Below are 14,404 nucleotides of genomic sequence, written 5' to 3'. Positions count from 1 at the left end.
GAAATGCGGCCACCACGACCGCGCTCGAAGTTCGTCCTAATTCCCGGCTGTTCGCGATACGAACTTCAGAATCGCCAACGCCGTATTCATCAGACTTGCGTCACAAGGCATTTGTTTGACGGAAAGCCGTGCAGGCCGCGCATTATCAGGAAAAATTGATCTTCCGCTACTGTCGGAAGGCTTTGCTTCCAAATAGCAGCGAAGGCAAGGCCTAATTGGCGATTTCGGAGAGCGTTTCGGCGCCGTGCTCAGCCGCGAGCTTGCGATATTCCGCAACACGACGCAGATACTCGGCTTCCGAAATGGTGCCGGCGTTGCGCTGGGCGCCGAGTGCGGTCAGCTTTTTCTGAAGCCCGCCGGCCTCGTCGTCACTCATCTGAACGTTTGCGGCTGTCAGCGGCGCACCGAATCCCGGGTAGCCGTCCTTGTAATGCGAAAGGCCGCTTTGGGTGGGCGCCTCACCCTTTGTCGCGTTCATGACAACGGGCGTCGGCGCCGCTTGCCTGGCCGCGAAGGCGGCCTTTTCCTCAGGCGTTTGCATGCATCCGGCAAGCGTCATGGCCGCGGCAGCGCCGATGAGCGCGATGCAGGTCACGTTTGCGATGGTGCGAATGCCGTTTTTCGTCATGTGCCAGAGGTCCCAAATCCTGAGGTGCTTCGACTGTTAAATTCGTCGCCGCCACAAAGCAATAGCACGAGCGAGCATCAGCGGAACTTGTTTTATCGATCTTTCCAGATGTACAACTCGATTTGCAGGAACATGCTGCCGCCGGAGGAAACGCGTGACCGACAGCAAGCAGGAAAACGGCGACAAGGCAAAGAGCCAGGGCTTTGATGCAAAGGACCTGGATCCCTACCTGTTGAAAGATCCCGAGGCCATGGCGATCAATTTCGCCCGCGCGCTCGAGAATCTCGGCAAGGCGGCTACGGCCTGGCTCGCGCCACGCGAACGTGGCGAGATTGCACAAAATGCGGCGGAGCCGGTGACCGACATGGTCAAGACGCTCTCCAAGGTCACCGAATACTGGATTTCCGATCCGCGCCGCACCTTCGAAGCGCAGACGCAGCTGATGAGCAGCTACTTCGGCATCTGGATGCGCTCGATGCAACGGATGCAGGGCGAAACGCCGGCGCCGGAACCGGACAGCAAGGACAAGCGCTTTGCCGACGAGGATTGGCAGAAGAACCCGTTCTTCGAATTCCTGAAGCAGGTATACCTGATCACCGCTGATTGGGCCGAAAAGATCGTGGCCGAAACCGAGGGCCTCGACGAGCACACGAAGCACAAGGCCGGTTTTTATGTGAAGCAGATAACGGCCGCTCTCTCGCCGACCAATTTCGTTGCAACAAACCCGCAGCTTTACCGGGAAACGATCGCGACGAGCGGCGAGAACCTGGTGCGTGGCATGAAGATGCTCGCCGAGGACATCGTCAAGGGCCATGGCGACCTTAAGCTTCGCCAGACCGACATGACCAAATTCGCCGTCGGACGCGACATGGCGCTCACCGCGGGCAAGGTGATCGCGCAGAACGAAATCTGCCAGATCATCCAGTACGAGCCAACGACCGAGACGGTGCTGAAGCGCCCTCTCCTCATCTGCCCGCCGTGGATCAACAAGTTCTACATCCTAGACCTTAACCCACAGAAATCATTCATCAAATGGTGTGTCGATCAGGGGCAAACCGTTTTTGTCATCTCCTGGGTCAATCCGGACGCGCGCCATGCTCAGAAGGATTGGGCGGCCTATGCGCGCGAAGGCATCGACTTTGCCCTCGATACGATCGAGAAGGCGACGGGCGAGAAGGAAGCAAACGCCATTGGTTACTGCGTGGGCGGCACACTGCTTGCCGCAACGCTGGCGTTGCACGCCAAGGAGAAGAACAAGCGGATCAAGACCGCCACCCTCTTCACGACGCAGGTGGACTTCACTTATGCCGGCGATCTCAAGGTCTTCGTCGACGAGGAGCAGTTGGGGCGACTAGAGGCCCATATGGACGAGATCGGCTATCTCGACGGCTCGAAGATGGCGACCGCCTTCAACATGCTGCGGGCCTCGGAACTGATCTGGCCCTATTTCGTAAATAACTACCTGAAGGGCCAGGAACCGATGCCCTTCGACCTTCTCTTCTGGAACGCCGATTCCACTCGCATGGCGGCGGCAAACCACGCCTTCTACCTGCGCAATTGTTACCTCAGGAACGCACTGACCGCGAACGAGATGATCCTCGACGGTCAAACGCTGTCGCTGAAGGACGTCAAGATTCCGATCTACAATCTCGCCGCCCGCGAAGATCACATCGCGCCGGCCAAGTCGGTGTTTGTCGGAAGCCAGTTCTTCGGCGGCAAAGTCGATTTCGTGCTGGCGGGCTCCGGTCATATCGCCGGGGTCGTCAATCCGCCGGACAAGAAGAAGTACCAATACTGGACGGGAGGCGCTGCAAAGGGCGACTACGACACGTGGCTTACCGAAGCGGCCGAGAATGCCGGCTCATGGTGGCCACACTGGCAAGCCTGGATCGAGGCGAAGGACGGCAAGCGCGTGCCCGCCCGCAAGCCGGGCGGCGCCGCGCTCAACGCCATCGAAGAGGCGCCGGGAAGCTATGTGATGGAGCGCGTCTGAGCGCGATATTCCTGCTCGGCTTCGTCACTCCAGGAAGATCAGGCTCGCTGGTGATGGTGGCAGCGGTTTCGTGACGACGTCAGGAAAACCGGCTGACTTGGCCATGTCGGCAAGCTCCCGCTCGGTGTAGGCGTCGCCCTTCGGCGTCGTCGCCAGCATGACCATGGCAAAAGCAGCCGGAAATTCGGGCGACACACGATCCTCGTTCGGAACGAACTCGACAATCGCAACACGGCCTCCAGGCACCAGGCTCGCGCGCGCCTTCTTCAAGAGCGTGACGCAGCCATCGACGTCGAAATGATGGAGGAAGTTCGGCAGCAAGATCAGGTCATAGCCGCTGCCCCAATCGACGTCGAAAGCGCTGCCGGGCTGGAAGGTGAAGCGCGCCACCACCCCCGCATTCGTCGCATTCTCCTCAGTCACCGCAAGAACCGGCTTCCAATCGAGTGCGACCACGCTTGCCGATGGCGATACTTTCGCGATTTCAATACCGAAAGCGCCGGGACCGGCGGCAATGTCCAGCACCTTGCTTGGCGGTTTTGACCATGTCGCCACGTCCGATGCCACGGCCTTCGCGCTTGCGCCGGTGAATGCCCCCATGGCTCTGGCAAACTTGACCCATATGGGATTATCCGGCGCCACGTTCGCCAAGCCGACGGAGCCGCCATTACGAACATAGGCGGCCGGGTCGTCTAGGAACAACGACACCATTTGCGGAGAAGCCAGGAAATCGATTGCTGCTCCCATATAGGCAGGCGAACGCCGATCGAGAAAGATCTGGCTCGACGGCGTCAGCCCGTAAGTCTCGCCGCTCTTCGTCAAGAATCCCGAAACCACCAGAAAGTCGCAGAGAATACGCACTCCGCGCTCGGCGCAGCCCAATTCCGACGCGAGGATTGTCGCCGTGCGGCCTTCCCCGCCAAGTTTCGTGAAAAGATCGAATTCGATTGCCGCCTTGATCGCGGCCGTTTTCCGAAATGCGAACATCGCATCGACCAGCAAGGCCGGCGAGATTTCTTCATGCGCCACTGGATGTGTCGAAGACATTGGCTTTTCCTCCCAACGCGGAGTTCCGCGACGGGAGGCATTCATAGCAGAACCCGCACTCTTCGACACCTCATGACAAAGGAGGAGGCCGGCAATATCGGACCGCGGCGATGCGCTGAAATCCCTGCATTCGAATTCGTACGAGGCGAGCGATCACGTAAAGGAATTGGTTACCATAATTCGTCATTCTATCAGGCGACCGGATATATTAGCGGGCCGCAATTTAGCCCTGATGCTCCTATACCGGCCCCGGCGAAGAAAATATCAATCTGTCAGTACCGCCGGCCTAGTAACGAGTTGTGAAAGACAAGTGTTATGGCGTTTGCGGTCGATGTGTTTAGCAATAGCAGGCCCATAGGTACGTCCATTTCTCGCTTCCGTCGCTCTTTCCGCTTTCTCTCAGGTGCAGCTCTTATCGGTGCGGGCTTTGCCGCTTCAGTTTGGGTGGTCGCCACAGTCGCTACCATGCACATGGCCGCGCCGGCTCCGCATCCGAGCGCCGGTCCGCATGCCGATGTCGCGCTTGCATCCACTGCCATCGCCAAGACCGATCCCACGCAGCGCCTCGTTCACGTCACGAAATTCTCGCGGTTGCGCATGAGCACGGAAAGAGAGCTAGCACTGGTAAGGGGTGCTCACGTGGCCGCTCCGTCCGCTGCGCTGGCAGCAGCATTCGTCGGGCAGTCCGAACCTCTCACTCTTTCCGAAGCCTCTCCGAATAAGCCGCCGGCAATGATTGTCGCATCAACAGCACCTGCCCAGCCGGCCCGCGCGACCAAGGACGATGCCGTGACCGCCACGCCGGTCGCTGTCGCCTCGGCTGATCGCATCATCATCCCGTCGAAGGAAGAGGTTGCAGCCGCCGAAGGACCGGCTCTACTGGCGCTCGCAGTGCCCCTGGCCGACGCCAAGGCAGAGGCACCGGCTGCCGCCGCCAAGCCGGGTCCGGTCGAAATTGCAAGCCTTGCGCCGACTGCCCCGACCGAGCAGCCTGCGTCCACGACGGCCCAGCCGTTCGATCTCGTGCTGAGCGGCAGCGACACGTCGATCCCCTTGCCGATGGCCCGGCCCGATGGCCTGAACAAGCGGGCCGCGCCCGACGATCGCAACGCCCCGGCAGAACCCGTGCTGGCCTATGCACGGCCCGATGCCGGCGCTTCGGATGATGACGACGACGCCATGCCGACCTTGAAGAAGGGACTTTCGGGCCCCATCGCCCGCAATGGCGTCGCGGTCTACGACATTTCCGCCAACATGGTCTACCTTCCGAACGGCGAACGCCTGGAGGCCCATTCCGGCCTCGGCAAGATGCGTGACAACCCGCGCTATGTGCATGCCAAGAACCGCGGACCAACCCCGCCTCATACCTACAATCTGACGATGCGCGAAAGCCTGTTCCATGGCGTTGCGGCCATCCGCCTTAGCCCCGTCGGTGGGGCGGGCTATATCTACAACCGCGTTGGCCTGCTTGCGCATACCTACATGCTCGGCGCCCGCGGCGACTCCAATGGCTGCGTATCCTTCAAGGACTACAGGCGTTTTCTCGCTGCCTTCAAACGCGGCCAGATCCGTCAGCTGGTGGTGGTCACGAGCATGCCGAACAAGCCGACGTCCACCTTTGCCTCGCTGTTCTCGTCGCGCTCCTAATCAGATCGTAGGCAAAACGACGCGCGCTCGATTTTCCCCGCATCGCGCCGCCATGCTAGCATCTCCTCGTTCCATCTTCGGATACACCGCAAGGCGTTGCGGCGAGACGGGACCGGCGCTGGATGATGGAGAACGACGCAGGCTCCTTCGGGGGTTTCGCAGAAATGCGCACGGTGAGAAAATTTGCCGGGTTCGAATTCAGAGCGAAAACGGGCGAGCGTTTGAACCATTGGGCGCCGAAACTACATGGTCATCAACATCGCCGGCAGAATGCGTAGCCCGTTCGACAGCGCACCGAACGCAAAGCGAGAGGATGATTTCAGTTGCGGACACCGGATTGGGCGGCACGTGAGCGACAGAGCGCCTCAGAGGAATGACATGGCTACTACTGCTAGGGTAAAGTTCTTCGGCCAGGCAAAAGGTTGCACGATGCCAAGTGGCACTCGGCGAGCATGGGCCACCGGCTTGACCGATGGAGCGCCGGACCTACGATGACGACGACCTTGCGTGACATCTATCAGTCGTATCTTTGCTGCCTCAATCGGCAGGCATGGAACGAGTTGGGGAAGTTCGTCTGCGAAGATGCCGAACATAACGGTCGTCCGTTTGGTTTGGAAGGCTATCGGGCAATGCTGATCAAAGATTACCAAGACATTCCTGACCTTCATTTCAATGCCGACACGATCGTCAGCGAGCCGCCAATGATCGCGGCGCGCCTGACATTCAACTGCTCGCCGAAAGGCGAATTCCTTGGCCTGCTCCTGAATGGTCGAACGGTATCCTTCGCGGAGAATGTGATCTATGAGTTCGAGGGGACGAAGATTCGCCGCGTATGGTCGGCTCTGGACAAGCAAGCGATCGAACGGCAGCTCGCTGTCTCAACTGGCAAGTAAAGGGAAGTTGTCACCGGTTTGCAGGCTCACGAGCGCCGCACCAGTCTCTGTCGGCGCTCGTCCCTCTCCCGGATTTCAAGAGCTCTTTTCTCTTGGGCCGAAGGGCAACGAAGTTTGGCCGCAGCGGCCTTTCTTAGTGGTCGATTTTTCGTTTTCGGCTTTGCCGCGGATCGTCGATTGGGCAGTACGAATGGAACTCGACATTGTCGCTCGAATAGCTCTGTTCGGGATCGATCGGCGCTAGAAACCGTCCGCATCGGATCTACCGTCGCAAATGACTTATCCCGACATTCTTCGGTCGAAGCGCCTCAAGTGAAGTAACGGTCTCTTTGCGTTCCCTCGGTGGCATGGCAGAGATTGCCCCACAGGCATCACCACAATAACGCATCTTGGCCAGATCGGGTCCTGCTTTCGATACCCGAAAGCGAGTATGCTAAATGCTTGAGATTGTTGATCCTCGACTGCTTCGCTTTGGCTGAATCGGGCTCGCTTTAGGTGAATCTGAGGCGCTTTAGACCAGTATTTGCGTCGCTTTAATGTGGGTTCATCAAATCCACCCGCCGCCATCGAACACACCCTAGTACGGTAGAAATGACATCCACCCCATTGATCGCGATGCACGAACCCGGCATAGCTGCATGATGTACCAGAATGACAATCGCTAAGGCCATGCAATGGTGAATTATATCGAAGCCTCTTCCGCGCCATCGAAGAATACGGGCGCAATCAGGCTCTACGGTCCTGAAGCTTTCGAGGGGATGCGCAAGGCTTGCCAGCTGACGGCGCGTTGCCTCGATGAGTTGGCTGCTGTCGTCAGGCCCGGCCTGCCGACCGATGCAATTGATCGCTTCGTGTTTGAGTTCGGCATGGACAACGGGGCGATTCCGGCGACCCTAAACTATCGCGGCTACACGAAATCGACCTGTACTTCGATCAACCATGTCGTCTGCCATGGTATTCCGGATGCAAAGCCGCTGCGCGAGGGCGATATTGTCAACATTGACGTCACCTACGTGGTGGATGGCTGGCACGGCGATTCAAGCCGGATGTACCCGGTCGGCACCATCAAGCGCGCCGCTGAGCGGCTGCTTGAAGTGACCTATGAATCCCTTCTGCGCGGTATAACAGCCGTTCGTCCCGGTGCTCGTACCGGCGCGATCGGAGAAGCCATCCAGACATATGCCGAAGCCGAGCGTTGTTCCGTCGTGCGTGACTTCTGTGGTCATGGCGTAGGCGCGCTCTTCCACGACTCCCCGAATATTCTGCATTATGGCCGCGCAAGCGAAGGGCCGGAGCTGCGCGAGGGCATGATCTTCACCATCGAGCCGATGATCAATCTCGGCCGGCCGCATGTGAAAGTGCTGGCGGACGGCTGGACTGCCGTCACGCGCGACCGCTCGCTTTCGGCGCAATACGAACACACGGTCGGCGTCACCGCCGGCGGCTGCGAGATCTTCACGCTTTCGCCCGGCGGCCTCGACCGACCAGGCCTTCCGTCCCTGAACCGATGAGCGCTTGATGACGAAGGGTCCTGTTTCGCACTCCAACGACGCCGAACTGCCCTTCGCCGACAGCGAACTGGTATCGACGGTCGCTCACCGCACCCTGAAGAGCGAACTCCGAGGCAAGCAGGTCCTGTCGTCCTGGTCGTCGGTGACCCAGTACCGCCACGCAGCGATGGCGCACGAGACACGTGAGCAGTTCCGCATTCAGTTATAAGCAATTGATTTTGCTTTAACCAACTCCATCCTCGAAGGCGTCACTACGATTGCGCAAGCGGTTGCGGTCGGCCTCGATGCGGGCATGCGGTTCAATGAGTCTGCGGAGGCTGCCCTTCGTCTGCTCATGGGGCCCTCCGCGTCTTCTGTTCCTGATCGCCTGGCGTCTGCTTTTTGCTTACTGAAAACAAAGGCGCAGCGGGATCATCCTGCAGTTGGTTGACTTAGACCAGGAGCCGTGCCGGCCAGCCGCCGGAGCTGGCATACGCGGGTCAGATCCCCGCATACCACTCGTATCCGCGGTCTTCCCAGAAACCGCCGTTTCCGCCCCAGAGACCCGTAAAGCTGTCGACGAGCTCGATACGCATGATGTACTTTGCCTGCTTGTAGCCCAGCTGCCGCTCGACCCTGAGCCGCAACGGCGCGCCACCGATGCTGAGCTCGTTACCGTTCATCGCATGGGCGAGGATCGTCTGTGGGTGGAAAGCGTCGACAAGATCGATGCTTTCGTAGTAGCGGCCGCTTCCGTCGAGCGTCTTTTCGAGCTCATCGGCGCAGTGGAAGACCACGTAGCGCGCTGCGGGCTTTAGACCCGCCAAAGCGAGCAGGAGCGCGACTGGAACGCCGGTCCATTTGCCGATGGCGCTCCATCCTTCAACGCAGTCGTGGCGGGTGATCTGGGTACGGGCCGGGAGCTTCTTGAGGTCGGCGAGCGAAATCTCCTGAGGCCGCTCCACGAGGCCGTCGATCTTCAGTTTCCAGTCCTTGAACTTGCCCTCCGCCAGTTGAGCATATTCGTCGCTGTCGGGAGCGCTGGTGCCGTTTACGCGGAAGGATGGCGAAATGTCGGCCTCGGTAAATTCACGGGCCAGGGCATCACGCCCCTGAAGCAGCCGTTGCACCTTCATTGTCAACTGTTCGGCTGGACGAAGGATATTGGCGACGTCGGTGTTTTGATCCAACAGGTCGCAGCCGGACAGGGTGATGGCGCTGGCGCCCAGTGTACTGCCGATCAGGAACCGGCGGCGCGTGAGAAGATGGCTCATGATTTCATGCCTTTCTCCTGGATCGCGTAGCGGCCTGTGATCATCGAATGGATATTGTTCCAGGTCCCCGACAGCACGACCATCGCGATATGAACGATGACGAAGAGCACCAGAAGCGATGCGGTGATGAAGTGGATGGTTCGCGCGGATTGGCGCCCGCCAAAGACATCAACCAGCGCGGGAACGGCAGCGTCCATACCGGGCGACATGGTCAGGCCGGTCAAAACCATCAGCGGCAGCAGAACAACAATCACGGCAAGGTAGGTCAGTTTCTGAAGCGCGTTGTAGTGCTTGGCCTCCTCGCCTTCCGGGAAGCGAAGACGAGCGTGGTCAAGGACTTCGTGCCACAGGTGATGCGGCGACAGCTCGCGGGTTGTCGGTGCGAGATCCCGCCTGAAATGGCCGCTTAGGAGGCTGAAGCCGAGGTAAAGGACGCCATTGAAAAGAAGGAGCCAAGCAAAGAAGAAATGCCAGCGGCGTCCAGCGGCGAGATCCTGAATCGACGGTATCGTAGCCCAACCCGGAAAAGCCTGTTTCGTCCGCCCGCCGTCGACATCCGAGACTCCGAGGACGCCCGTTGTCGCAAATCCGACGCCCGCGACACGCACAAAACCGCGCGTTTCGCCTCCCCGTTCCTCAGAGCCAATCGTCAAGTCAGCACGATCACCGTCTGCGCCGTAATGGCCCCAATAAAGCTCGGGATGGGCGTTAAAGATCTGCAGCCCGCTCAGCAGGAGGAAGCTCAGGCAAAGCGCGTTCAGCCCGTGCGTGAGCCGCGTGACGAGGGAGTGGCGGCGGATGAAGATCGTTTGAGGATATCGCACATTGTCATTGCTGGCATTCTCGTTCATGACGCGGCTCCGTCCATAACATCGATCGGCTGCAAGTCAGGCAGCATTCGTTGGTAGTCGCCGGTCGAACCGGTGGGGCGGACGAGCCGACCGGCGACGCGTGGTCACATGGGCGGGACCACGCCATTTTTTCCGACAAGCACCTGCTGGGCGATCGTGCCGGTCGCAGCCTTTTCGGCCGGGATGAAGACGACGGCGCCGGGAATGAGATCCTCCTTGGTCGCCGGAGCAAATGTCACGACGGGCGTGCCGTCCGGAATAGAAATCTTCCTTTCCTTGCTATGGTAGGACATGGTGACGGTCCGGCCGTCGACACCTTTAACTGCATCCGCCACGGTCGCGTTGGTCATGCTGCTGTTGGGCTTGAGGTCCCAACCGTAGCTGCCCTCACCGGCACCCTTGAGAGCCGGCGGGAAGATGAGCACTTCAAGCGCGCCGTCACCACCACCTTCTTTCGGCAGAGAAGCAATGCCGACGAAGTCGCCGGGCTTGATGTCCGTGACCTTTGCATTTGCGACGCTGGAAACCTTCCAGTCGTCAGCGAGGGCCACATCGAGGGTCTGTCCTTCGCGCGTCTTCACCTTGAGAGTGGACCCACTATAGTTGACGATGGTGCCCCGGACATTGACCCGTTCGGCCTTCATATCTTCGGCATGGACAGGCGCCGCGATGACGGCCGCCGAGATACTGGACAGCCCCAACACAAGGGCGGGGAGAATCTTCTTGATCATCAGTGTATCTTCCTACTAGTTGATAGGATTATTTGCCGCAGTTGTTGCTTCGGGCGGCAATCCCGCCCGCAGCTTTATTGAGCGACGGTCGGGGACAGTCGCTGCAAGGTGGGCGCCAGAATGGTGGCGAACACTTCAGGGGTTCCGTAAGCTCGCGCTGAGAGCATGGCTCCATGCACGGACGCCATGAACGCCTCGGCCTCAACGCTGGGTTCGCTGGAGAGGTTCAAAGATCCCTCCTTGGCGCCGCGTTCCATGACGGAGGTCAACCATTTTGAGGCAAAGTGGAAAAACGCCTTCACCTCCGCCGCAACTTCGGGCGGCAGCGCTGGCAGTTCGCTCGCAAGCAGAGCGCACACGCAAAAAGGCCTGCTCGCGTCCTCGATGCATTTGGCCCAGTGGCCCGCGTAGGTTTGGAGGAGCTCGAAGGGGTTCTGGACGTTCCGTTCCAGACCCGCCACGGCCAGCTCGGCATCGTCACGATATCTCGCTACAAGCACGCGGACCAACTCGACCTTGCTCGGGAAATGGTGGTGGATGCTGGCCTTGCGGATCCCGACCACTTCAGCGATATCGGCGTAACTGAAGCCGTTATATCCTCCGCTCATGATCAGGGATCGGGCGGAGGCCAGGATTTCGTCAGAGGTTGTCAAAAGATTGCTCATGGAGTTTATCTACCTTCCAGTAGGAAGACGGTCAAGTGAAAGATGCGAAAGGTCTCACATTCCGGTCGTTAGGTCGCAGGGTGAGCACCTGTCGATGTTTCACCGGCATCCAAACTCCAAGCATGGTGCGCAGCCGCGTTCCGGCCGCCCGGCCGCATCTGAACCAACCGGCCGATGATCAACCTGCCGTTGCAGCTCAGAAACGGGAAAGACCTTCGATGGATGTCGGGCCGAAGCGCCAGGCAAGAGCTAAAGCCCGGGCCACATTCCGCCATCGAGCCTGAGGTTTGCTCCGGTGATGTAGCTTGCTCGCGGGCTGACAAGAAAACAGATCGCGTCGGCAATCTCTTCAAGCGTTCCCACTCGTCCAACAGGAACCTGGGGGAACAGGGGCAGTACCGATTCTTCGATTTCCCTCCATGGAGCGTCGGCCGCAACTCCCTGGTTGCTAGCCACCTTCCGGAAAGCTACGTCGAGGCTGGCGCTATGGATCGTCCCGGGCGAAACGGTATTCACTGTAATACCATCCATAGCGACAGCCTTCGCCAGAGATGCCTCATCGCGATCATGGCCGCTTTTGCTGCCGCGTAGTCAGGTCTCTTGAAAGGAGGCATCATTGCCGCGAGGCTGGAAATGTTGACGATCCTTCCCCACTTCGCCTCCCGCATGGCCGGCAGCAGACGCGATGTAATTCGAACCGCCGCAAGGACGTTGCGATCATATCCCGCCGCCCAAGTCTCGGGCCGCGTTGTTGTCCAGTCCTCAGTCGCGCCGGACCCACCTGCGTTATTAATCACGATCTCAACGGGCTTAACAAAAGCCTGCGCATCATCGACAAGGCGTTGTACCTGATCGTCGTCCGTCAGGTCGCCGATGACGACATGGGCGCGTCCACCTTGAGCGACTATGTCGTGAGCGACTTCTTCAGTCTTGATCTTGTTGCGGCCATGAACAATGACGATCGCACCCTCGCGGGCAAGCACGCGAGCCACCCCTTCGCCAATCCCTTTGCTGCTGCCAGTGACCAGCGCAACCCTTTCATCGAGTTTCAGATCCATTACGTCGCTCCCGTGCTAGTGTCAGGATGTTATGAGGACAGGACGATGAGTGACGCAATTACGCACTTAAAAGTGCCTGTAGAACGTGAGGAAAGAGATGTTTGCCTTGGCCCGGAAGGTTCGGTCGCGCATGTGAACAGGGTGCTTCGTATGATCAGCGGACGATGGAAGCTGCCGATCTTGTTCCGCCTTTTCGCAAAATCTTCGATGCGGACTTCGCAGTTGTTGCGGGGCATTCCCAACATCTCGCAGAAAATGCTGACGCAGCATCTCAGAGAGCTTGAGAACGACGGGCTTGTCGTGAGGCGAGACTTTGGTGAGCAGCCGCCACATGTCGAGTACGCTCTTACGGATTCTGGTCGCGGCCTCATGCCGGTGCTGATGTCAGCAAGGGAGTTCTCCCGCCTTCATCCAGATCTGAACCCCACGAGCTCGGTTGTTGCACGTCGACGTAACGAGGGTGGTGGTTGAGCAACGCGCAGTTTTGTCGCGCAATCGCGCCCATCGGAACATTGAGAAGGGAGGATTGGGCCTCGACCGTGGTCCCTCATTGGACGGCGCGACGGGCGCCGAGGTGCCTTCATCGAGCGTCCCGAGCATGATGAGGCGATTGCCGGCGGCCTTGCACATTTTTACGGCCAGCCGCTGATCGACCTGCGGGCGATGTCGCGGTGGTGACATCTTATCTTCAGATCGTTTCACCTGGACTGCCAGGGCGAACAAAGAGTTCTCGCCAACCCTGGCATGTCGACGGGCTACCGGATTCATCGCGCTGTGGTGAACCGCTGGGAACTGGAGCGACATGGGGGCAGATGGAAAATTAGAAGGCTAACCCTCCTGCCAGTTGATGGCTCGGAATCTCACCAGGAACTGCTGCGGAAGGGCCTTGATGACCTGTCCTTTTCAAAGGGCTCTGCCAACGCGTCTTCCACGCCAAGGCACGACGTTTGTCCCTTCGTCGGCCGATCCGTTGGTCATGGGATCTTGATTCTCCCCACGGCTCCGGTGACGCAGATCGAGCGACGCGGCTGCGCGTGGTTCCGGCTCTTCTTATTCATCGGCACTCATGCCCACCTTCTCGAAGGATCGATGTTGAGACGGCTAAGCACCATTATCCGGCGGCGTCCGTGTAGAGTTCGCCGAGATGTTGGCGGACCCATTTCACCTCTTCGGAGGCCGTGCGGCGGAAGTGGCGTTTGAAGTCGCGGCTAAATTGGGAGGGGCTGACATAGCCGACCGACAGCGCGACCTCCGCGATGGTTCGGTCCCGGCGCGCCATCATGAGCCTCGCCTCGTGAAGTCGCATCGCCTTCACGTATTGCATCGGCGTACTGCCGGTCAGAGACTTGAAATGGGCGTGGTAGGAAGGGACGCTCATGCCCGATTCGCTCGCCAGCGCGGCGACCGAAATCTGCGTGCAATAGGTTTCGCTGAGCCGGGCTAGGCTTTGCATAATCCTCCCGGCTGTGCCTCTCTGCTGCAAGGCGGAGATTATTGCATCGCCCTGCGGTCCGATCAGCACCCGGTATTGCAGCTCGCGCAACAAGGCCGATCCTAGAACCGCCGTCTCAAGCGGATCGCCGAGCGCCCGCAGTAGGCGCAGCAGGCAATCTTCGATCTCCGGTTCCATTCTGCTCGAAACAAGGCTTTTGGCTTCTCCGACTGCCGGACCGGAACGTCTCATCTCCACTTCTGAAGCGATTTCGGCAGCCATCGGCATGTCGAACTCAACATAGACCGCCAGCAGAGGGCGTGATGGGCTAGCCACCGATTCCATCCGAAACGGAACAGGCACCGACACAGCCAGATAATGCTCCTCGTCGTAGAGATAGACCTTCCCCTCACACAGGCCTTGCTTGCGCCCCTGCAACACGAATACCGCACCCGGCCTATAGAGCACAGGGACGTCGTGAAGGACTGCCTCTGTCCTGAGGATGCGAACGCTGTCGAGCTGCGTCGCATTGTATCCATGAAGAGGCGCAAGAAGCCCGGCCCGTTCCACCAACTCCTGGCGCTTTAATCTCTCGTCCTTCAGCTTAATAGGATTTGGCAAGGAGTTCATAGTTCTCAGCATCGTGAGCCCTCGATAGGGAGACTATTTGTCTAATCATTCGAGTTATCAAGCAG

General features: G+C 59.2%; 12 protein-coding genes and 2 pseudogenes. 6 read left to right on the top strand and 8 right to left on the bottom strand.

Annotation, left to right across the window (positions count from 1 at the left end):
* Window positions 1-211 precede the first annotated feature (211 nt).
* Entirely contained in the window at window positions 212-628 is a 417-nt protein-coding gene (locus tag LPU83_RS47825; protein ID WP_024314004.1) for a hypothetical protein, read from the bottom strand.
* 154 nt (window positions 629-782) lie between these two features.
* Between LPU83_RS47825 and phaC the strand changes: the two genes are divergently transcribed.
* Window positions 783-2,621 (top strand): class I poly(R)-hydroxyalkanoic acid synthase, encoded by a 1,839-nt coding sequence (gene phaC, locus LPU83_RS47820; protein ID WP_029709942.1) that lies wholly within the window; start codon window positions 783-785, stop codon window positions 2,619-2,621.
* Between the two features lie 24 nt (window positions 2,622-2,645).
* Here phaC and LPU83_RS47815 read toward each other — a convergent pair whose 3' ends face one another.
* Entirely contained in the window at window positions 2,646-3,668 is a 1,023-nt protein-coding gene (locus LPU83_RS47815) for a methyltransferase (protein ID WP_024314003.1), read from the bottom strand.
* Window positions 3,669-3,983: 315 nt separating this feature from the next.
* On the opposite strand from LPU83_RS47815, the gene LPU83_RS47810 reads away from it, so the two are divergent.
* The 4 genes and pseudogenes from LPU83_RS47810 to LPU83_RS47795 form a co-directional block, all read left to right on the top strand.
* Window positions 3,984-5,315: a DUF2778 domain-containing protein gene (locus LPU83_RS47810; protein WP_024314002.1), complete on the top strand. Its 1,332-nt coding sequence runs from the start codon at window positions 3,984-3,986 to the stop codon at window positions 5,313-5,315.
* A 491-nt stretch (window positions 5,316-5,806) separates the two neighbouring features.
* Window positions 5,807-6,208: an ester cyclase gene (locus LPU83_RS47805; protein WP_024314001.1), complete on the top strand. Its 402-nt coding sequence runs from the start codon at window positions 5,807-5,809 to the stop codon at window positions 6,206-6,208.
* Between the two features lie 674 nt (window positions 6,209-6,882).
* Complete coding sequence (gene map / locus LPU83_RS47800; protein ID WP_024314000.1) at window positions 6,883-7,719, top strand: type I methionyl aminopeptidase; 837 nt, start codon at window positions 6,883-6,885, stop codon at window positions 7,717-7,719.
* A gap of 58 nt (window positions 7,720-7,777) precedes the next feature.
* Window positions 7,778-7,918, top strand: a pseudogene (locus LPU83_RS47795) (RadC family protein); the annotation flags it as partial.
* A gap of 280 nt (window positions 7,919-8,198) precedes the next feature.
* On the opposite strand, the gene LPU83_RS47790 reads toward LPU83_RS47795, so the two are convergent.
* From LPU83_RS47790 to LPU83_RS47770, 5 genes and pseudogenes are all read right to left on the bottom strand, one after another.
* On the bottom strand, window positions 8,199-8,972 hold the full coding sequence (locus LPU83_RS47790) for a molybdopterin-dependent oxidoreductase (protein ID WP_024313998.1): 774 nt from the start codon (window positions 8,970-8,972) through the stop codon (window positions 8,199-8,201).
* Window positions 8,969-9,823: a cytochrome b/b6 domain-containing protein gene (locus LPU83_RS47785; RefSeq protein ID WP_024313997.1), complete on the bottom strand. Its 855-nt coding sequence runs from the start codon at window positions 9,821-9,823 to the stop codon at window positions 8,969-8,971. Before LPU83_RS47785 ends, LPU83_RS47790 begins: the two co-directional genes overlap by 4 nt.
* A gap of 104 nt (window positions 9,824-9,927) precedes the next feature.
* The gene (locus LPU83_RS47780; RefSeq protein ID WP_024313996.1) at window positions 9,928-10,554 is read right to left on the bottom strand and encodes a hypothetical protein; all 627 of its coding nucleotides are present in this window, start codon (window positions 10,552-10,554) and stop codon (window positions 9,928-9,930) included.
* A gap of 74 nt (window positions 10,555-10,628) precedes the next feature.
* Window positions 10,629-11,219, bottom strand: a complete 591-nt coding sequence (locus tag LPU83_RS47775) for a TetR/AcrR family transcriptional regulator (RefSeq protein WP_024313995.1) — start codon at window positions 11,217-11,219, stop codon at window positions 10,629-10,631.
* A gap of 249 nt (window positions 11,220-11,468) precedes the next feature.
* Window positions 11,469-12,277, bottom strand: a pseudogene (locus LPU83_RS47770) (SDR family NAD(P)-dependent oxidoreductase).
* Window positions 12,278-12,322: 45 nt separating this feature from the next.
* Between LPU83_RS47770 and LPU83_RS47765 the strand changes: the two are divergent.
* Window positions 12,323-12,748, top strand: a complete 426-nt coding sequence (locus tag LPU83_RS47765; protein WP_024313994.1) for a winged helix-turn-helix transcriptional regulator — start codon at window positions 12,323-12,325, stop codon at window positions 12,746-12,748.
* Between the two features lie 640 nt (window positions 12,749-13,388).
* Here LPU83_RS47765 and LPU83_RS47760 read toward each other — a convergent pair.
* The gene (locus LPU83_RS47760; protein WP_029709940.1) at window positions 13,389-14,339 is read right to left on the bottom strand and encodes an AraC family transcriptional regulator; all 951 of its coding nucleotides are present in this window, start codon (window positions 14,337-14,339) and stop codon (window positions 13,389-13,391) included.
* Window positions 14,340-14,404: the final 65 nt, after the last annotated feature.

The sequence above is a fragment of the Rhizobium favelukesii genome, from assembly GCF_000577275.2.
Taxonomy (GTDB): domain Bacteria; phylum Pseudomonadota; class Alphaproteobacteria; order Rhizobiales; family Rhizobiaceae; genus Rhizobium; species Rhizobium favelukesii.
The sequence above is the reverse complement of the archived record's forward strand: the minus strand, read 5'-3'. Positions and strand labels throughout refer to the sequence as shown.